Origin of the sequence: Rhodococcus sp. 05-2255-1e, assembly GCF_002259025.1 — a bacterium.
Classification (GTDB): Bacteria; Actinomycetota; Actinomycetes; order Mycobacteriales; family Mycobacteriaceae; genus Rhodococcoides; species Rhodococcoides fascians.
In genome coordinates, this window is record NZ_NOZE01000010.1 from 126,627 (window position 1) to 146,073 (window position 19,447).

18 protein-coding genes are annotated in these 19,447 nt (G+C 66.1%); 17 read left to right on the forward strand and 1 reads right to left on the reverse strand.

Translation table 11 applies throughout. The features are described from left to right. Positions 1-9 precede the first annotated feature (9 nt). Positions 10-1,122 (forward strand): 3-dehydroquinate synthase, encoded by a 1,113-nt coding sequence (gene aroB, locus CH262_RS08625; protein ID WP_032400783.1) that lies wholly within the window; start codon positions 10-12, stop codon positions 1,120-1,122. A 101-nt stretch (positions 1,123-1,223) separates the two neighbouring features. Here the strand turns inward: aroB and CH262_RS08630 are convergent, their stop codons facing one another. Beyond that, a complete protein-coding gene (locus tag CH262_RS08630) occupies positions 1,224-1,874 on the reverse strand; it encodes a B-4DMT family transporter (protein WP_094717531.1) in 651 nt (216 codons plus the stop codon). A 115-nt stretch (positions 1,875-1,989) separates the two neighbouring features. On the opposite strand from CH262_RS08630, the gene CH262_RS08635 reads away from it, so the two are divergent. From CH262_RS08635 to CH262_RS08710, 16 genes are all read left to right on the forward strand, one after another. Next, positions 1,990-3,081: a M24 family metallopeptidase gene (locus CH262_RS08635; protein WP_094717449.1), complete on the forward strand. Its 1,092-nt coding sequence runs from the start codon at positions 1,990-1,992 to the stop codon at positions 3,079-3,081. 76 nt (positions 3,082-3,157) lie between these two features. Further along, complete coding sequence (efp, locus tag CH262_RS08640) at positions 3,158-3,721, forward strand: elongation factor P (RefSeq protein ID WP_027496978.1); 564 nt, start codon at positions 3,158-3,160, stop codon at positions 3,719-3,721. Position 3,722: 1 nt separating this feature from the next. Then, positions 3,723-4,277 carry a transcription antitermination factor NusB gene (gene nusB / locus CH262_RS08645; protein WP_032365740.1) on the forward strand — a complete coding sequence of 185 codons (555 nt, stop codon included), beginning with the start codon at positions 3,723-3,725 and terminating at the stop codon, positions 4,275-4,277. Between the two features lie 141 nt (positions 4,278-4,418). Continuing rightward, complete coding sequence (pyrR, locus tag CH262_RS08650) at positions 4,419-5,006, forward strand: bifunctional pyr operon transcriptional regulator/uracil phosphoribosyltransferase PyrR (protein ID WP_027496980.1); 588 nt, start codon at positions 4,419-4,421, stop codon at positions 5,004-5,006. Continuing rightward, positions 5,003-5,971 carry an aspartate carbamoyltransferase catalytic subunit gene (locus tag CH262_RS08655; RefSeq protein ID WP_094717450.1) on the forward strand — a complete coding sequence of 323 codons (969 nt, stop codon included), beginning with the start codon at positions 5,003-5,005 and terminating at the stop codon, positions 5,969-5,971. Before pyrR ends, CH262_RS08655 begins: the two co-directional genes overlap by 4 nt. Further along, on the forward strand, positions 5,968-7,284 hold the full coding sequence (locus CH262_RS08660; protein ID WP_094717451.1) for a dihydroorotase: 1,317 nt from the start codon (positions 5,968-5,970) through the stop codon (positions 7,282-7,284). Before CH262_RS08655 ends, CH262_RS08660 begins: the two co-directional genes overlap by 4 nt. Before the next feature lie 4 nt (positions 7,285-7,288). Then, positions 7,289-7,795, forward strand: a complete 507-nt coding sequence (locus CH262_RS08665) for a PH-like domain-containing protein (RefSeq protein WP_027496983.1) — start codon at positions 7,289-7,291, stop codon at positions 7,793-7,795. Beyond that, positions 7,792-8,922: a glutamine-hydrolyzing carbamoyl-phosphate synthase small subunit gene (carA, locus tag CH262_RS08670; RefSeq protein WP_094717452.1), complete on the forward strand. Its 1,131-nt coding sequence runs from the start codon at positions 7,792-7,794 to the stop codon at positions 8,920-8,922. The genes CH262_RS08665 and carA overlap by 4 nt, the downstream gene beginning before the upstream one ends. Further along, the gene (carB, locus tag CH262_RS08675) at positions 8,922-12,263 is read left to right on the forward strand and encodes a carbamoyl-phosphate synthase large subunit (RefSeq protein ID WP_094717453.1); all 3,342 of its coding nucleotides are present in this window, start codon (positions 8,922-8,924) and stop codon (positions 12,261-12,263) included. Before carA ends, carB begins: the two co-directional genes overlap by 1 nt. After that, the gene (gene pyrF, locus CH262_RS08680) at positions 12,260-13,090 is read left to right on the forward strand and encodes an orotidine-5'-phosphate decarboxylase (RefSeq protein WP_032382081.1); all 831 of its coding nucleotides are present in this window, start codon (positions 12,260-12,262) and stop codon (positions 13,088-13,090) included. Before carB ends, pyrF begins: the two co-directional genes overlap by 4 nt. Positions 13,091-13,295: 205 nt before the next feature. Then, a complete protein-coding gene (gene mihF, locus CH262_RS08685) occupies positions 13,296-13,616 on the forward strand; it encodes an integration host factor, actinobacterial type (protein WP_027496987.1) in 321 nt (106 codons plus the stop codon). Positions 13,617-13,621: 5 nt separating this feature from the next. Then, positions 13,622-14,233 (forward strand): guanylate kinase, encoded by a 612-nt coding sequence (gmk, locus tag CH262_RS08690; protein WP_032365744.1) that lies wholly within the window; start codon positions 13,622-13,624, stop codon positions 14,231-14,233. A 72-nt stretch (positions 14,234-14,305) separates the two neighbouring features. After that, positions 14,306-14,611: a DNA-directed RNA polymerase subunit omega gene (gene rpoZ, locus CH262_RS08695; protein ID WP_008716576.1), complete on the forward strand. Its 306-nt coding sequence runs from the start codon at positions 14,306-14,308 to the stop codon at positions 14,609-14,611. A 23-nt stretch (positions 14,612-14,634) separates the two neighbouring features. Next, positions 14,635-15,888, forward strand: coding sequence for a bifunctional phosphopantothenoylcysteine decarboxylase/phosphopantothenate--cysteine ligase CoaBC (gene coaBC, locus CH262_RS08700; RefSeq protein ID WP_027496989.1), 1,254 nt, complete (start codon positions 14,635-14,637; stop codon positions 15,886-15,888). 180 nt (positions 15,889-16,068) lie between these two features. After that, positions 16,069-17,283, forward strand: coding sequence for a methionine adenosyltransferase (gene metK / locus CH262_RS08705; RefSeq protein WP_032365746.1), 1,215 nt, complete (start codon positions 16,069-16,071; stop codon positions 17,281-17,283). 156 nt (positions 17,284-17,439) lie between these two features. Continuing rightward, the gene (locus CH262_RS08710; protein ID WP_179274958.1) at positions 17,440-19,407 is read left to right on the forward strand and encodes a primosomal protein N'; all 1,968 of its coding nucleotides are present in this window, start codon (positions 17,440-17,442) and stop codon (positions 19,405-19,407) included. The last annotated feature ends 40 nt before the right edge of the window (positions 19,408-19,447 follow it).

Genomic DNA, 19,447 nt, shown 5'->3' on the forward strand with positions numbered 1-19,447 from the left:
GGTGATTCGATGACAGAGCCCGTACGCGTCCAGGTCGAGAGTGCCAACCCTTACCCGGTGATCATCGGCCGAGGCCTGTTGACGGACCTCGTCGACGAGCTCGCCGGAACCGCGACGGTCGCGATCTTCCATCAGCCACCCCTGGCCGAGACGGCCGAAGCAGTGCGAGCAGCGTTGGCGGACAAGGGGATCGATGCACACCGCATCGAAATTCCGGACGCCGAGGACGGCAAGGACCTCGCGGTCGCCGGATTCTGCTGGGAGGTGCTGGGACGCATCGGCCTGACCAGAAGTGACGCCATCGTCTCGCTCGGCGGCGGCGCGGCCACCGATCTCGCCGGTTTCGTTGCGGCGACGTGGATGCGCGGCGTTCGAATCGTCCACGTTCCGACGACTCTGCTGGCCATGGTCGACGCCGCCGTCGGTGGAAAGACCGGAATCAACACCGATGCCGGCAAGAACCTGGTCGGCTCGTTCCACGAACCGGCCGCGGTGCTGGTCGACCTCGCGACACTCGAGACAGTGCCGAAGAACGAGATCGTGTCGGGCCTGGCCGAGGTGATCAAGACCGGCTTCATCGCCGACCCGGTGATTCTGGACATCATCGAAGCAGACCCCGCTGCGGCGCTCGATCCGACCGGCGACGTACTGCCGGAGCTCATCAGACGGTCCGTGGAAGTCAAGGCCAGGGTCGTGGCCGCCGATCTGCGGGAATCGAATCTACGGGAGATCCTGAACTACGGGCACACCCTCGCCCACGCCATCGAGCGACGCGAGCAGTATCGCTGGCGGCACGGAGCCGCGGTGTCGGTCGGGCTCGTGTTCGCCGCCGAGCTCGGTCGTCTGGCGGGCCGCCTCGACGACGCGACCGCGGACCGCCATCGGGCGATTCTCGAATCGGTGGGCCTGCCGGTGACCTACGACGAGCACGCGTTCGCGGATCTGCTCAAGGGAATGCAGACGGACAAGAAGAACCGCGCAGGCCTGCTTCGATTCGTCGTCCTGGACGGATTGGCCAAGCCCGGTCGACTCGAGGGCCCGGACCCGGCTCTGCTCGTCGCGGCTTTCTCGGCTGTGGGGCGCGAGGCTCCGGCGGCCGGTGGTTCCGCCATCATGTTGTAGATCCAGGTGTTGTACGCCTGCGACACGCTTTGAACACACAACGGGCGGTGGTCGATGCATCGGTGCATCGACCACCGCCCGTTGGACGTGTGCCGCGTGGATCAGGAGCCGTCGGCGCTCCCGTGACGGTTGCCGCGCTTGTCCATCCGGGGCTTGCCGTCGGCGTCGACAGCCGAGAACACCTCGGTATCGGCCTCGCCGTGCTCGGGTGCCCATTGCGGTTCGGCCTGCGACCGTGCGCCCGCCTGGTCCGCCCGCTCGGCCGAGCCCGCGTTCACCAGCTGGCGCTCGTGTGCTCGCTCGGCGTCGGAGGTGGCCAACTTCTTCTTCGCCTCGCGGTTGACGATCTGCCTGCCGACGAACATCGCGATGCTTGCGACGACGAAGACCGTCAGGATCGTGAACGCTGCGCCCGAAGTCAGCTCGAAGATCAGTCCGTTCTGGCCCAGGCTGAAGTCGACGAAGAAATCGATGATCCAACTGATCAATCCGGCAAGCAGTCCGCCGACCACAGCAGCCTTCAGCCAGACCATCGTCAGGTCCTCGCCCTTGTCCGGGTCGGGGTTCCTGCGTCGGTCGCGGATCCCGTCGATGCCGGCCCAGACGGCGATGACGAGCACGACGAGGGCATACGCCACCCATCGCAGCGCCGAACCGCTCAGAGGCCACATCGACACCGCTGCCCCCAGCAGCAGTCGAGCGACGACGTTGATCAAAGCCATACCTATGCCACGCACTGCCCACCCAGTCATGCGGCACAGCATATCCGCACGTGGCCGATTGTGTGTCGGGGCCCACAGGTTCGCAGTGGGGGCGGCGCAGCCGAGGCTCCCGATCCGTTGACGGCCGACCAGTAATGTCGGGAACATGTCTGCTGATTTCGGCGCCCGCCGCGGTGCCTTGCGAGAGCTGTTGACCCAGGACGGCCTCGACTCGATTCTGATCACCGACCTGCTCAATGTGCGCTACCTGACCGGCTTCACCGGCTCGAATGCCGCGCTGCTCGTGTCGACCGGTGGTGACGAGCGAACAGTGATCTGCACCGACGGCCGCTACGTCACCCAGGTCGCCGAGCAGGTTCCCGATTTGCGCGCAGAGATCGACCGCGCGTCGGCGCTGCACCTGCTCGGTGCCGGTATTTCCGGTCGCGGCACCCGTGTCGGCTTCGAGAGTCATGTGGTCACGGTCGACGCCCATCGTGCGTGGGCTCAGCTCCACGGCGGCCTCGAACTGGTGCGCGCGCCGGGAGTCGTGGAATCGCTGCGCATGGTCAAGGACGAGTACGAGGTGGGTGTGCTTCGAGACGCGTGCCGCGCCGCCGACGACGCGCTCGCCGAGCTTCTGAGCGGCGGCGGGATTCGCGCGGGCCGGACCGAGCGTGAGGTGGCTCGCGAGCTCGAATCGCTGATGCTCGATCACGGTGCCGACGCCGTCTCGTTCGAGACCATCGTTGCCGCCGGGGCGAACTCCGCGGTGCCGCATCACCGGCCGACCGACGCCGTCCTGGCCGAGGGGGACTTCGTCAAGCTGGACTTCGGCGCGCTGGTGGCCGGGTACCACTCGGACATGACGCGCACCTTCGTCATCGGTGAGCCGGCGCAGTGGCAGCGCGAGCTGTACGAACTGGTGCAGCGGTCGCAGGCCGCGGGCCGAGAGGCGCTGGCACCCGGTATCGAGACCGCTTCGGTCGACGCCGCATCGCGGTCGGTCATCGAGGAGGCAGGGTACGGCGAGTACTTCCTGCACGGGCTCGGTCACGGAGTCGGCCTCGAAATTCACGAAGCGCCGGGAATCGCGAAGTCGAGCACCGGTACACTGCTGAGCGGTGCAGCGGTCACCGTCGAACCGGGTGTCTACTTCTCCGGCCGCGGCGGCGTTCGGATCGAGGACACACTCGTCGTTCGCGACGAGGGTCCGGAACTGCTCACCCTGACAAGCAAGGAACTCACGTCCGTCTAGCGCGCGGGCGGGAGCGAATCCCGCACGTGACCGACGGCGCGTCACGCGCACAAACGATTGAGGAGACGCGAAGCAAGTGGCTTCCACCAGCGATTTCAAGAACGGACTGGTTCTCAACCTGGAGAACCAGCTGTGGTCGATCATCGAATTTCAGCACGTCAAGCCCGGTAAGGGGCCTGCGTTCGTGCGAACCAAGCTCAAGAACGTGCTGTCGGGCAAGGTCGTCGACAAGACGTTCAACGCCGGTGTGAAGGTCGAGACCGCAACGGTCGACCGACGCGACATGACGTACCTCTACCACGACGGTAGCGACTACGTGTTCATGGATGCCGACACCTACGACCAGCTCTCCATCGGTGAGGCGACCGTCGGCGACGGCGCGCGATTCCTGCTCGAGAACCTCCGCGTCCAGGTCGCGATGCACGAGGGCGTCCCGCTGTACGTCGAGCTGCCCGTCACCGTCGAGCTCGAGGTCAAGCACACCGACCCCGGCTTGCAGGGAGACCGCTCGACCGGTGGCACCAAGCCGGCCACGCTCGAGACCGGAGCCGAGATCTCGGTGCCGTTGTTCATCAACACCGGCGACAAGCTCAAGGTCGATTCCCGTGACGGCAACTACCTCGGGCGTGTGAACTCCTAACGTGTCATCGAAGAAGTCGACATCCTCCGGTTCGCAGAACGGCGTCCCCGGTGCGAAGAAGCTGGGTGCGCGCCACAAGGCCCGCAAGCGTGCCGTGGATTTCCTGTTCGAGGCAGAAGCGCGCAACGTCGACCCGGTGAATCTGACCAGCGAACGGATCGAACTCGCGCGCGGCGACGACACGATCGCACCGGTCAGTGAGTACACCTCCACGCTGGTCGAGGGGGTGGCGGAGAACCTGGACCGACTCGACGGCGTGATCGCCGATCATCTCAAGGATTGGACGATCGGCCGCCTGCCCGCAGTCGATCGGGCGATCTTGCGGGTCGCGGTGTGGGAGCTCTTCCACGCCACCGACGTCCCACCGGTCGTTGCTGTCGACGAGGCCGTCGAGCTGGCCAAGCAGCTGTCCACCGACGATTCGCCGGGCTTCGTCAACGGTGTACTCGGCCAGATCGTGCTCGTGGCACCGCAGGTTCGCGCCGCTGCGGCTGCTGTGTCGTCGCGTCCCCAGGCCGCAGGCCCGGACGATGCGACGGTCGACTCCGATCTGTGACACACCCGTCCACGGCAGTGTGACCGAACGCTCTGCGAGCCTGGTGGGTTCGGTTCGCAGAGCGTTGCTAGGCTTTACGCAGTTCTAGTGCCAGACATCCTTTAACGATCCGTCCAGAGAGGCGGAGAAGGAGGTCGTAGTTTGCCTGCGCCCGAAAGTTCATCCGCCGATTCTGCCGTCCGTGAGCTGCTGTCCGCAGCCGATGTAGGTCGGACCATCTCTCGCATGGCTCACCAGATCATCGAGAAGACCGCGCTCGACGCTCCCGACTCGCCGCGTGTCGTGCTACTGGGCATTCCCACTCGCGGTACCACCCTGGCCGAGCGTCTCGCCGAACGTATCGAGGCGTTCTCCGGCGTGCGGCCCCCGCTCGGCTCGCTCGACATCACCCTGTACCGCGACGATCTGCGCAACAAACCGCACCGTCCACTCGAACGCACCTCGGTGCCGACCGGCGGAGTCGACGATGCTTTGGTCGTTCTGGTCGACGACGTGCTGTTCTCCGGCCGTACCGTCCGCTCGGCGCTCGACGCGCTGCGCGATCTCGGACGCCCTCGCGCCGTCCAACTCGCGGTCCTGATCGATCGCGGCCACCGCGAACTTCCCCTCCGGGCGGATTACGTGGGCAAGAACGTGCCCACGGCCCGCTCCGAGGACGTCTCGGTGCTGCTCTCCGAGCACGACGGGCGGGATGGCGTCAGCTTGTCCGAGGGAGGATCGACGCGATGAAACACCTGCTGTCGGTCGCCGACCTCACTGCGGAATCCGCCACCGAACTGCTCGACGAGGCCGAGCGTTTCGAGCAGGCACTGCTCGGTCGCGAGGTCAAGAAGCTGCCGACGTTGCGCGGCCGGACGATCATGACCGTCTTCTTCGAGAACTCCACCCGAACTCGGGTGTCGTTCGAGGTCGCGGGCAAATGGATGAGCGCCGATGTGATCAACGTCAGTGCCAGTAGTTCGTCGGTATCCAAGGGGGAGTCCCTCCGCGACACTGCGATGACCCTGCGCGCGGCCGGTGCCGACGCACTCATCGTCCGCCACCCTGCGTCGGGTGCCGCGCACCAGATCGCTCGGTGGACCGCCGACCAAGGCGCTGGTCTCGATGGTCGTTCCACCGGTGCCGGTCCGGCGGTCATCAATGCGGGCGACGGTACCCACGAACACCCCACACAGGCGTTACTCGACGCCCTGACGGTTCGGCAACGCCTCGGCGGTATCGCCGGTCGCCGGATCGCGATCGTCGGCGATGTTCTGCACAGCCGGGTAGCGCGATCGAATGCGATTCTCCTGTCCACCCTCGGAGCCGACGTCGTGCTGGTAGCGCCGCCGACTCTGCTGCCGGTCGGTGTCGAGGGCTGGCCGGTTCGGGTCTCGCACGACATCGATGCCGAGCTACCCGGGTTGGACGCGGTGTTGATGCTTCGGGTGCAGGCCGAGCGGATGAACGGCGGGTTCTTTCCGTCGGCGCGGGAGTACTCGATCACGTACGGGCTTTCGCAGCGCCGACTCGACTTGCTGCCCGAGCACGCCGTGGTGCTGCATCCGGGGCCGATGCTGCGCGGTATGGAGATCGCGTCCTCGGTGGCCGACTCGCCCAAAACTGCAGTCTTGCAACAGGTTACGAATGGAGTTCACGTGCGGATGGCAGTCCTGTTCCGATTGCTGGTCGGTTCGGACGGGGGAGCATCATGACCGCTCCGGCACCGTCTGTACTGCTGCGTGGAGTCCTGCTGTACGGCGAGGGCCCCGAAACGAACGTCCTGATCACGGGCGAGGAGATCGTCGAGATCGGGCCCGACGTCGACGCCGACGGTGCCGACGTGGTCGAGGCGCGCGGCCAGGTTCTGCTGCCCGGCTTCGTCGACATGCACACCCATCTGCGGGAGCCCGGTCGGGAAGACACCGAGACCATCGAATCCGGCTCCGCCGCAGCCGCTCTGGGTGGGTACACCGCCGTGTTCGCCATGGCCAACACCTCGCCGGTCGCGGATTCGGTCGTCGTGACCGACCATGTGTGGCGCCGCGGACAGGAAGTCGGGCTGGTCGACGTGCACCCCGTCGGGGCCGTCACCGTGGGGCTCGAAGGCAAGCAGCTGGCCGAGATGGCCACGATGGCTGCCGGGGTCGGTCGGGTCAAGATGTTCTCCGACGACGGCCACTGCGTCGACGACCCACTGATCATGCGTCGCGCACTGGAGTATTCGAGTTCGCTCGGAGTGTTGATCGCCCAGCATGCGGAAGAGCCGCGATTGACCGTCGGTTCGGTCGCTCACGAGGGTCCCAACGCCGCCCGGCTCGGTCTCACCGGTTGGCCCCGTGCCGCCGAGGAATCGATCGTCGCGCGCGATGCCCTGCTCGCTCGGGACGCGAATGCGCGGGTGCACATCTGCCATGCCTCCACTGCCGGCACCGTCGAGCTGCTGAAATGGGCTCGGGGGCAGGGAATTTCGATCACCGCCGAGGTAACGCCCCATCACCTGCTCCTCGACGACTCGCGTCTGGAGACGTACGACGCCGTCAACAAGGTGAACCCGCCGTTGCGCGAGAAGTCCGACGTGGACGCGTTGCGCAGGGGTCTTGCCGACGGCGTGATCGATTGCGTGGCAACCGATCACGCACCGCATGCCGAGCAGGACAAGTGCTGTGAGTTCTCCATCGCGCGGCCCGGGATGCTCGGACTGGAGACCGCGCTGTCGATCGTCGTCGACACGATGGTGAACCCGGGTCTGCTGGACTGGCGCGGTGTGGCGAGGGTCATGAGCGAACGTCCGGCCGAGATCGTCGGCCTGGCCGATCAGGGCCGTCCGATCGAGGTGGGCGAAATCGCCAACCTGACGCTGGTCGATCCGAGGGCCGACTGGACGGTGTCGGGCAAGAAGCTCGCCAGCGTCGCACACAACACACCGTTCGAGGACATGAGCTTCTCGTCCAAGGTGACCACGACCGTCTTCCGTGGACGTATCACCGTCCGCGACGGAGTCGTGGCGAACAGGGCAGGGGAGTAGAGCCGTGGACAGAGTTCTCATCGTCATCGGCTTCATCCTGTTCTGGGCGCTGATGATCGCGCTGATCTTCTGGGGTTGGCGCGGGCGTCAGAAGCGTCAGGAAGGACGCATCGGCGAGTTCCCGGCCGTGCCGGACGACCTGGGTGCCAACCGAATCCAGCCGGCCACCGGGCTCTACGTCGGCAGCACCATTGCGCCGAGTTGGCAGGACCGGATCGCCGTGGGCGACATCGGCCACCGCGCCACCGGCGAGCTGTCACGACACGAGAAGGGAATCCTCCTCGATCGGGACGGCGAGTCACCCATCTGGATTCCGAACGAATCGATCCGGGCGATCCGTACCGAGCGCGGACTCGCGGGCAAGGTCATGACCAAGGATGGTCTCCTGGTGATCCGGTGGGAGTTGCCGACGGGGACCGAGATAGACACCGGCTTCAGGGCCGACGACAAGCAGATCTACCCGGTGTGGACAGAGGGTTTCACCGGAGAAACCAAGGAGGAAACCGCGTGAGCAGCGCAGTTCTTGTTCTGGAGGACGGCCGGACGTTCCGCGGCACCACGTTCGGGGCCCAGGGGTGCACGCTCGGCGAAGCCGTCTTCTGCACCGGTATGACCGGATACCAGGAGACGCTGACCGATCCGAGCTACCACCGCCAGATCGTGGTGGCCACGGCTCCGCAGATCGGCAACACCGGCTGGAATCAGGAGGACGGCGAGGCGGCCAGTGCCCAGGATCCCAACAAGATCTGGGTCGCCGGTTACGTCGTCCGAGATCCAGCGCGCCGCACCTCGAGTTGGCGTTCGACCGGAACTCTGCAGGATCAGCTCGAGGCGCAGAACGTCGTCGGCATCGCCGGAATCGACACGCGCGCCCTCGTCCGCCACCTGCGCACCCGCGGTTCGATGCGGGCGGGAGTGTTCTCGGGCGACGCCCTCGGCACCTCGGACGAGATGCTCGAGCAGGTGGTCGGTCAGCAGTCCATGCTCGGTGCCGATCTCGCCGGTGAAGTGACCACCGGTGCCGGGTACACCATCGAACCGACCGGCGATGCTCGATTCACCGTCGTGGCAGTCGATCTCGGCATCAAGACCAACACTCCGCGAATGTTCGCCGAGCGCGGTATCCGCGTGCACGTGGTGCCGTCGAACACCAGCATCGAGCAGGTTCTCGATCTGAACCCGGACGGCGTGTTCCTGTCCAACGGCCCGGGCGACCCGGCCACGGCAGACACGAGTGTCGCGCTGACCAGGCAGGTACTCGAACGAGAGCTGCCGCTGTTCGGCATCTGCTTCGGCAACCAGATCTTCGGGCGGGCACTGGGTCGCGGCACGTACAAGATGAAGTTCGGCCACCGCGGCATGAACATCCCCGTGATCGAACACACCACCGGACGGATCGCGATCACCGCGCAGAATCACGGATTCGCACTCGAAGGTGAAGCTGGCGAGGAATTCGACACCGACTTCGGCCGCGCACGAATCAGCCACACCTGCGCCAACGACGGCACCGTCGAGGGCGTCGAGCTGATCGGCGGCAGCGCATTCTCGGTGCAGTACCACCCCGAGGCCGCGGCCGGCCCACACGACGCCGCCTACCTCTTCGACCGTTTCACCAGCGTCCTTCAGGAGAAGAAGTAATGCCACGCCGCACAGACCTGAACCACGTCCTGGTCATCGGATCCGGCCCGATCGTCATCGGCCAGGCCTGCGAGTTCGACTACTCCGGCACTCAGGCGTGTCGAGTGCTTCGCGAAGAAGGCCTGCGGGTCAGCCTCGTCAACTCGAACCCGGCCACGATCATGACCGACCCGGAGTTCGCCGACGCGACGTACGTCGAGCCGATCACCGCGGAGTTCATCGAGAAGATCTTCGCTCGCGAGGCCGAGCAGGGCCACCCCATCCAGGCCGTACTCGCGACCCTGGGCGGACAGACGGCTCTCAATGCTGCTGTCGCTCTGCACGATCAGGGCATTCTCACCAAGTACGGCGTCGAACTGATCGGTGCCGACTTCGACGCGATCCAGCGCGGCGAGGACCGACAGAAGTTCAAGGACATCGTCGCCAAGGTCGGTGGAGAATCCGCCAAGTCGGCCGTCTGCTACACGATGGACGAGGTACGCGAGACCGTCGCCGAGCTCGGTTTCCCGGTCGTCGTCCGGCCGTCGTTCACGATGGGTGGGCTCGGTTCGGGATTGGCCTACAACGACGAGGACCTGACTCGGATCGCGGGAGGCGGCCTGGCGGCGTCCCCGACGGCCAACGTGCTGATCGAGGAGTCCATCCTCGGCTGGAAGGAATACGAGCTCGAGCTCATGCGAGACGGCCGCGACAACGTGGTCATCGTCTGTTCCATCGAGAACGTGGACCCGGTCGGCGTGCACACCGGTGACTCGGTCACCGTTGCGCCCGCGATGACGCTGACCGACCGCGAGTACCAGAAGATGCGCGACCTCTCCATCGACATCCTGCGCGAGGTGGGCGTAGACACCGGTGGCTGCAACATCCAGTTCGCCATGGATCCGGCCGACGGCCGACTGGTCGTCATCGAGATGAACCCGCGCGTGTCACGCTCGTCGGCTCTGGCGTCCAAGGCCACGGGCTACCCGATCGCCAAGATGGCCGCCAAGCTGGCCATCGGGTACACCCTCGATGAGATCGTCAACGACATCACCAAGGAGACGCCGGCCTGCTTCGAGCCGACGCTGGACTACGTGGTGGTCAAGGCACCGCGATTCGCGTTCGAGAAGTTCCCCGGTGCCGACGGCACACTGACCACGACGATGAAGTCCGTCGGCGAGGCGATGTCCATCGGCCGCAACTTCACCGAAGCTTTCGGCAAGGTGATGCGCTCGCTCGAAACCAAGCGCGCGGGCTACTGGACCGGCCCCGAGGTCGAGACAGAAAGTCTGGACGCGTTGCTGAAGGACCTGTCCGTACCGCAGGACGGTCGGATGTACGGGATCGAGAAGGCATTCGCTCTCGGTGCCACCCTCGAGCAGCTGTTCGAGGCGACCAAGATCGACCCGTGGTTCCTCGACCAGTTCCAGCAGATCCACGAACTCGGCGTCCAGGTTCGCGAGGCGGCCGAATTCGACGAGGCGCTGCTGCGTCAGGCCAAGTACCACGGTCTGTCCGATCGTCAGATCGCCGCTCTGCGACCCGAACTCGACGGTGAGGACGGTGTGCGGGCGCTGCGCGACGAGCTCGGTGTGCACCCGGTCTACAAGACCGTCGACACCTGTGCGGCGGAGTTCGAGGCCAAGACCCCGTACCACTACGGCACCTACGAGCTCGACCCCGAAGCCGAGACCGAGGTTGCCCCGCAGCCGGACCGGCCCAAGGTCCTGATCCTCGGATCCGGTCCCAACCGGATCGGTCAGGGCATCGAATTCGACTACAGCTGTGTGCATGCGGCGCTGACGCTGTCCGAGGCCGGCTACGAGACGGTCATGGTCAACTGCAACCCCGAGACCGTCTCCACCGACTACGACACCGCCGACCGCCTGTACTTCGAGCCGCTGACGTTCGAGGACGTGCTCGAGGTCTACCGAGCAGAGGCGGCGTCGGGCACGGTTCGTGGAGTCATCGTGCAGCTGGGCGGACAGACCCCGCTCGGTCTGGCGAAGCGACTGAAAGCCGCAGGCGTACCCATCGTCGGAACCTCGCCCGAGGCCATCGACCTCGCCGAGGACCGCGGTGAGTTCGGCAAGGTTCTGGACGCGGCCGGACTGCCGGCAGCCAAATACGGCACCGCGACGACGTTCGACGGGGCCCGTGAGATCGCCGCAGGAATCGGTTACCCGGTGCTGGTGCGCCCGTCGTACGTGCTGGGCGGACGCGGTATGGAGATCGTCTACGACGAGGCATCCCTGGCGACCTACATCTCCAACGCGACGGAGATCTCGGACGACCGACCGGTGCTGGTCGACCGGTTCCTGGAAGATGCCGTGGAGATCGACGTCGACGCGCTGTGCGACGGCACCGAGGTCTACATCGGCGGCATCATGGAGCACATCGAGGAGGCCGGCATCCACTCCGGCGACTCCGCATGTGCACTCCCGCCGATCACGCTCGGCAAGACCGACCTGGAGAACGTGCGTCGATCGACCGAAGCTCTCGCGAAGGGAATCGGTGTCCAGGGCCTGCTGAACGTGCAGTACGCCCTCAAGGACGACATTCTGTACGTCCTCGAGGCCAACCCTCGAGCCAGCCGGACGGTGCCGTTCGTGTCCAAGGCGACGGCCGTGCAGCTGGCGAAGGCCTGCGCCCGAGTGATGTTGGGGGAGAGCATCGCCGAACTTCGGACTGCGGGAATCCTGCCGAAGACCGGAGACGGTGGCACCGTCCCGGCGGGTGCGCCTATCGCCGTCAAGGAAGCGGTGTTGCCGTTCAACAGGTTCCGCCGCGCGGACGGAACCGGCGTCGACACACTGCTCAGCCCCGAGATGAAGTCCACCGGCGAGGTGATGGGAATCGACTTCGATTTCGGTACCGCTTTCGCCAAGAGCCAGACCGCCGCATACGGATCGTTGCCCGCCGGTGGCGCGGTGTTCGTATCCGTGGCGAACAAGGACAAGCGCTCGTTGATCTTCCCGGTGAAACGACTCGCCGATCTCGGGTTCGACATCCTGGCCACCGAGGGAACCGCAGATGTGTTGCGGCGCAACGGAATCAAGTGCGAGCAGGTGTACAAGCAGTCGGGCGAGGATGTCCCGGAGGGTGAGCAGACGATCGTCGACCGCATTCTGGCCGGCGACATCGCGATGGTCATCAATACCCCGTACGGTAACTCCGGTCCCCGCGTCGACGGTTACGAAATCCGTAGTGCCGCTGTGGCGCAGAACATTCCGTGCATCACCACGGTGCAGGGTGCGTCGGCCGCAGTGCAGGGCATCGAGGCCGCCATCGCCGGTGGAATCGGTGTTCGTTCCCTGCAGGATCTGCATGCGGGTCTGAAGGAAGGCCTGGTTCTGCCGTGAGTCATCACCACAGTTGGTCGGACCGGCTCCGGGCAGCGGTCGCCGCGCGCGGTCGGCTGTGCGTCGGCATCGATCCGCATCCGGCTCTGCTCGAGGCGTGGGACCTGCCGCGCTCGGCGGACGGTCTCGAGGTCTTCGCCGAGCTGTGTGTGGAGGCGTTCGTCGGTGAGGTGGCTGTCGTCAAGCCTCAGGTGGCGTTCTTCGAGTCGTACGGTTCGGCCGGCTATGCGGTTCTCGAGCGCACTGTCGGGGTGTTGCGGGACGCAGGCACGTTGGTGATCGCCGATGCCAAGCGCGGCGATATCGGAACGACGATGGATGCGTACGCGCAGGCGTGGCTGGAGCCGGGTTCTCCGTTGTCGTCCGATGCCGTCACGGTGTCGCCGTACCTGGGGTTCGACTCGTTGGGTGCGGCAATCGACCGAGCTGTCGCTCACGACCGCGGCGTGTTCGTCCTTGCCCGGACGTCGAATCCGGAGGGCTCCGCGCTGCAACACGCGTCGATGTCGACGGGTGGGTCCGTTGCGCAGTCGATCGTCGACGCGGCGGCTGCGCGCAACCGTGTCGATGCAGACACGGTGGGCCTGGTGGTCGGGGCCACCCGTGATCACGGCCTCGATCTGTCGGGCTATCGCGGGCCGGTGCTCGCGCCCGGCCTGGGTGCCCAGGGTGCCACGGTGAACGATCTGGCAGAGATCTTCCGTGATTGCCGAGAGCTGCTGTTGCCGAACTCTTCTCGGAGTGTGCTGGCGGCGGGTCCGTCGGTGACGGCGTTGCGTGCGGCGGCGACGCAGTTGCGTGACGAGATCGAAGCGGGTCTCGCATAGTCCATGGTCGCGTCGGCGAGCGTGTGGGGGTGGGTTAGCGGTGAGCGCCCGTCGTCGGTACGGTCGCTAACGCTGCCGACGACAATGCGAATCGACCGGGAATCCCTGCACGGATGGTCCTCGGCAGGCACCTACCGATGAGCGGCGAACCGATCCTGATCGGACCGGTCGCTCGCCCCGAAACGAGAAGACGGAGGAACCGACAGTGGCCCTTCCCCAGTTGACCCCCGAGCAGCGCGCTGCTGCCCTCGAAAAGGCAGCTATCGCCCGCAAGGCTCGCGCCGAGCTCAAGGAGCGCCTCAAGCGCGGCGGCACCGACCTCAAGCAGGTTCTCAAGGACGCCGAGACGGACGAGATTCTCGGCAAGATGAAGGTATCCGCATTGCTCGAGGCGTTGCCGAAGGTGGGCAAGGTCAAGGCCGCGGAGCTGATGACGGAGTTGGAGATCGCGCCCACTCGTCGACTGCGCGGACTCGGGGATCGGCAGCGCAAAGCGCTGTTGACGAAGTTCGATTTCGAGGCCTGACGACGGTGAGTGACACTGCGGCGACGTCCGTGCCGGAGAAGAAGCGGGGCCGGTTGGTGGTGCTGTCCGGCCCTTCCGGCGTCGGCAAGTCCAGTGTCGTTCGGCTCGTGCGCGCGGCGCTACCGGAGCTGGTCTTCAGTGTGTCGGTCACGACGCGATCGCCGCGGCCTGGCGAGGTGGACGGTCAGGACTACCACTTCGTGTCGGCCGAGGAGTTCGACCGGATGATCGCCGACGGCGAGTTGTTGGAGTGGGCGAGTATCCACGGCGGCCTGCAGCGGTCGGGAACTCCTGCGGCCGCGGTGGACGCCGCTCTGGAGGCCGGCAGCCCGGTGCTGCTCGAGCTCGATCTGGCCGGTGCGCGTGCCGTTCGGGTGTCCAAGCCGGAAGCTCTGCTGGTGTTCATGGCACCGCCGACGTGGGAAGACCTGGTCTCTCGTCTGGTCGGTCGAGCGACGGAGGAGAGCGCCGCCACCGAGCGCCGGTTGGAAACGGCAAGGGTGGAATTGGCGGCACAGGACGAGTTCGACACGGTCGTTGTCAATACCGATGTCGACCATTCGTGCGAACAGTTGGTATCCTTGTTGGTCGGTAGGTCGTCGGTCGGTAACAGCTGACCATTTTCACGGCGCACGAGGCCCCGACCAGCTAGTTCGTAGCACCAACGATGCAATTTCAGGAGATCATCAGTGAGCAGCACTTCAGCGGCCGTTTCCGACTTCGACGGACGCAGCGCTCTGCCGGCCTACGACACGCCGCTCGGCATCACCAATCCACCCATCGACGAATTGCTCGCGCGCACCTCGTCGAAGTACGCCCTCGTCATTTACGCGGCCAAGCGTGCACGCCAGATCAACGACTACTACAACCAGCTCGGTGACGGCATCCTCGAATACGTGGGACCGCTGGTCGAGCCCGGTCTGCAGGAAAAGCCGCTGTCCATCGCGCTTCGCGAGATTCACGCAGACCTCCTCGAGCACACCGAAGGCGAATAAGAACCCGACAGGGGACACCTGACGTGCATGTGGTCGTCGGAGTAGGCGGCGGTATCGCCGCCTACAAGAGTTGTGCGCTCATTCGAAAATTCACCGAGAACGGCCATCAGGTTCGAGTGATTCCGACTGCGTCGGCGCTCGAATTCGTCGGCCGCGCAACATTCGAGGCATTGTCCGGCCAGCCGGTGCACACCGGCGTGTTCGCCGATGTGCCCGAGGTGCCGCACGTCCGGCTGGGGCAGGAAGCGGATCTCGTCGTCGTCGCGCCGGCCACCGCCGACCTGATGGCTCGAATCGCGGGCGGGCGGGCGGACGATCTGCTCACTGCGACGTTGCTGACCGCTCGGTGCCCCGTCGTGTTGGCCCCGGCCATGCACACGGAGATGTGGGAACACCCGGCCACCGTCGCGAACGTCACCACGCTCCGATCGCGCGGTACCCAGGTGATCGAGCCTGCATCCGGCCGGTTGACCGGACGCGACACCGGTTCGGGCCGACTACCCGAGCCCGAGGAGATCTTCGCTCTCGCCATGCTGCTGACCGAACGTGCGGACGCGATGCCGCGCGATCTCGAGGGACGGCGAATTCTGATCTCGGCCGGTGGTACGCGGGAACCCCTCGATCCCGTTCGTTTTCTGGGGAATCGGAGTTCCGGCAAGCAGGGGTACGCGTTGGCTCGCGTCGCAGCCCAGCGCGGTGCCCACGTGACCTTGATCGCCGGGTACACCAGCGACCTCGAGGCGCCCGCGGCGGTCGATGTGGTCCACGTGAAGACCGCGTCCGATATGCAGGACGCGGTGCGCTCGCATGCGACCGACGTCGACGCAGTGGTGATGGCGGCTGCGGTCGCCGACTTCAGACCCGAGTCCATCGCGAGCAGCAAGATCAAGAAGGGCTCGAACGAACCGTCGTCGATCCCTCTGGTCCGCAACGACGACATCCTCGCCGGTCTCGTGTCGGCTCGGCACAGCGGAGACGTCCGGTCGTCGACGGTGATCGTTGGATTCGCCGCCGAGACGGGCGACGCCGACGGTGACGTGCTCACCTACGCGCGAGCCAAGCTCGAACGCAAAGGCTGCGATCTGCTCGTCGTCAATGCGGTGGGTGACGGCAAGGCCTTCGAGGTCGACCACAACGACGGCTGGTTGTTGGGATCCGACGGCTCCGAGGCGGCGCTGGGGGAGGGCTCGAAAGCTCTGCTCGCCAGCAGGGTGTTGGATTCGGTCGCCCAGATGCTTCGTTCCCGCGATACGCGGCCCACTTCGGATACCCGCTGATGCCGAGGGTGCACGATCGATGTCGTAGCAGCTAGCGTTCTGGGTACCAGGGCGACAGCGCCGTAAAGGTTTGCGTGGCTCCCACAGGGGCGATAACACCGAGGGAACATCAATTTTCGTGGAGTGCTCGGCCGGCATCAGCCGTCGGGTCGGGCAAGAACATGCGTCGAGAGGAAGTCCGTGAGCAAGTCCGGTAGTCGGCTTTTCACCAGCGAGTCCGTTACAGAAGGTCATCCAGACAAGATCTGTGACGCCATCAGCGATTCCATCCTCGACGCTCTTCTCACCGAGGATCCGCGAGCCCGAGTGGCGGTGGAGACGCTCGTCACCACGGGCCAGGTCCACGTCGCAGGTGAGGTGAACACCACCGCCTACGCGGACATCCCGAAGATCGTGCGCGAGAAGGTGCTCGAAATCGGGTACGACTCGTCCGCCAAGGGATTCGACGGAAACTCCTGTGGTGTGAACGTCGCCATCGGCGCGCAGTCACCCGAGATCGCGCAGGGCGTCGACCATTCGCACGAGGCCCGCGTCGAGGGATTGTCCGACGACGAGATCGACCGTCAGGGTGCCGGCGACCAAGGATTGATGTTCGGCTACGCCAACACCGATACACCCGAGTTCATGCCGCTGCCGATTGCGTTGGCACACAGGCTTTCTCGGAGACTGACCGAGGTTCGCAAGAGCGGTGTGCTGCCGTATCTGCGTCCGGACGGCAAGACTCAGGTCACCATCGAGTACGACGGGGACGACGCTGTTCGTCTCGATACCGTCGTGATCTCGACCCAGCATGCAGCAGACATCGACCTCGACAACCTGCTCACTCCCGACATCCGCGAGAAGGTTCTGGGCTCGGTACTTGCAGAGCTGGACGTACCGACTCTCGACACCTCGAACGTCCGGTTGCTGGTCAATCCCACCGGAAAGTTCGTGCTCGGTGGTCCGATGGGAGACGCCGGTCTGACCGGCCGAAAGATCATCGTCGACACGTACGGCGGCATGGCTCGGCACGGCGGCGGAGCATTCTCGGGCAAGGACCCGTCGAAGGTCGACCGCAGCGCCGCATACGCAATGCGGTGGGTCGCCAAGAATGCGGTCGCAGCCGGTCTGGCCGACCGCATCGAGGTGCAGGTGGCCTATGCGATCGGCAAGGCAGCACCGGTCGGTCTGTTCGTCGAGACGTTCGGCACCGAGAAGACCGATCCCGCGCGTATTCAGGCGGCGATCAGCGAGGTCTTCGACCTCCGTCCCGGTGCCATCATCCGCGACCTCGACCTGCTGCGCCCGATCTACGCGCAGACGGCCGCGTACGGTCACTTCGGACGTACCGACATCGATCTTCCGTGGGAATCCACCGATCGCGCCGACAAGCTCCGGGATGCGGCAGGCCTGTAGGTCCCTCCACTCCGGCAGCGATGCTGCCGCACGTACCCTGTTCGCACCGGCTCGGTGCTCCCACGACGAGTGTGGGGTGACGATCGAGAAGGAGGTGCGGTGGCTGGTGTGACGCCGGTAGCGGCAACCGATCTGCCGATCGCGCGCATTCTTCCGATGCTTCCGCTGCCGCACCTCGACCGCGAGTTCGATTACCTCGTTCCCGAGGACGTCAGCGACGATGCCCAGCCCGGTGTGCGGGTACGCGTTCGTTTTGCCGGCCGGCTCGTCGACGGGTTCGTACTCGCCAGGCTGGCCGAGACCGACCATCCCGGTCGTCTCGGCTGGCTGGACCGGGTCGTGTCCGCCGAGCGCGTACTGACTCCCGAGATCGCCGAGTTGGTGTCGGCGGTGGCCGATCGCTACGCAGGAACGCGAGCGGATGTGCTGCGTCTGGCGGTTCCGGCTCGCCACGCACGGGTCGAGGCAGAGCCCCCTCCGGTCGTCGACGAGGCAGCAGAGCCGGTCGTCGATCGCACGGGCTGGGCGGCGTATACCCATGGCTCCAATTTCCTCGATGCCCTTGGCGAGCACCGTGTTCCGCGTGCGGTGTGGCAGGCCCTACCCGGCGAGGTGTGGCCCGCTCGATTGGCCGAATTGGCTGCCGTCACCGTGGGGAGCGGACGGTCCGCAGTGGTCGTGGTGCCCGACCAACGGGATCTCGATCGCCTGGAGGGTGCATGCGCCGCGGCAGTCGGGGCCGACCGTGTGGTGGCGCTGTCGGCCGGTTTGGGACCGGCCAAGCGGTACCGGCAGTGGTTGCGCTGTCTGAGGTCGGGCCCCGTTGTCGTGGTAGGGACACGCAGTGCGGTGTTCGCGCCCGTGTCGAACCTCGGCCTGATCGCGATCTGGGACGACGGCGACGACAGTTTCGCCGAACCACGCTCACCGTATCCGCATGCACGTGAGGTGGCGTTGCTCCGCGCGCACGTGTCGGGAGCCGCGGTCGTCGTCGGCGGACATTCCCGGACGGCCGAGGCCGAGGCTCTCGTCGATTCCGGCTGGGCCCACGACCTGGTCGCCCCACGTGAGCTGGTGCGTGAACGGCAACCTCACGTGGTCGCGCTGGCCGACTCGGACCACGCGCTCGCTCGGGATCCGGCAGCCCGGGTCGCGCGGCTACCGGCGATCGCTTTCGAGGCCGCACGTGCGGCGCTGAAAGCGGATACCCCTGTGCTGGTTCAGGTTCCACGCGCCGGTTATGTTCCGTCGCTGGCGTGTGCGAAGTGCCGCCATCCGGCTCGGTGTCGACGCTGCAACGGTCCGCTCGCCCTGCCCTCGGCTCCGGGCAGCGACGGCGCGGGCAGCCCGACGTGTTCCTGGTGCGGAATCGCCGATGCCGCACACCGCTGCACGGTCTGCGGGTCTCGCAACCTGCGCGCCGTGGTGATCGGAGCGGGACGCACGGCCGAGGAGCTCGGCCGCGCCTTCCCTGGCGTGCCGATACACAACTCCGGTGGGGCCACCGTCCTCGATACCGTGCGCCCCGGTGGTTCGCTCGTGGTGTCGACCGTCGGTGCCGAGCCGACCGTGGACGGCGGATACGGCGCCGCGCTGCTGCTCGACGGTTGGGCTCTGCTGGGCCGGGCGGATCTGCGTGCGGCAGAGGAGACACTGCGCCGCTGGATGACGGCTGCGGCGATGGTTCGGCCCGGGGCGGCTGGGGGACGTGTGGTCGTGGTGGCCGAGTCCGAGATCCCCACCGTCCAGGCCCTGGTGCGCTGGGATCCGCTGTGGCACGCGCGCAGTCAGCTGGACGAACGAGTCGAGGTTCGGTTTCCACCGGCCGTTCACGTGGCGGCGATCGACGGGACCACCGACGCGATAACAGCGTTGGTCGACAGTGCAGATCTACCCGAGACGGTCGAGGTACTGGGTCCCGTCGATCTCCCGGACGGTCAACGCGCACCTGCGGGTAGCGGCGAGGACGGGTTGTCCGGAGACGTGCAGCGGCTGCTGATCCGGGTTCCGCGAAGCACCGGAGCAGCGCTGGCGCGAGCGCTGTCGACTGCGCAGGCGTCCCGAAGCGCCAAGAAGCTCGGCGCGGGCGTACGGATTCAGATCGATCCCATTCGGATCGGGTGATGGGGGTTTCTCTGTCCTGTCGCGTTCCCTACGTCCAGAT

What these genes read in the sequence shown, in the direction of transcription:
- aroB (WP_032400783.1), top strand. Translation starts at nt 10, where the DNA reads ATGACAGAGCCCGTACGCGTCCAGGTCGAGAGTGCCAACCCTTACCCG.
- CH262_RS08630 (WP_094717531.1), bottom strand. Translation starts at nt 1,874, where the DNA reads ATGACTGGGTGGGCAGTGCGTGGCATAGGTATGGCTTTGATCAACGTC.
- CH262_RS08635 (WP_094717449.1), top strand. Translation starts at nt 1,990, where the DNA reads ATGTCTGCTGATTTCGGCGCCCGCCGCGGTGCCTTGCGAGAGCTGTTG.
- CH262_RS08655 (WP_094717450.1), top strand. Translation starts at nt 5,003, where the DNA reads ATGAAACACCTGCTGTCGGTCGCCGACCTCACTGCGGAATCCGCCACC.
- CH262_RS08660 (WP_094717451.1), top strand. Translation starts at nt 5,968, where the DNA reads ATGACCGCTCCGGCACCGTCTGTACTGCTGCGTGGAGTCCTGCTGTAC.
- carB (WP_094717453.1), top strand. Translation starts at nt 8,922, where the DNA reads ATGCCACGCCGCACAGACCTGAACCACGTCCTGGTCATCGGATCCGGC.
- CH262_RS08710 (WP_179274958.1), top strand. Translation starts at nt 17,440, where the DNA reads ATGCTTCCGCTGCCGCACCTCGACCGCGAGTTCGATTACCTCGTTCCC.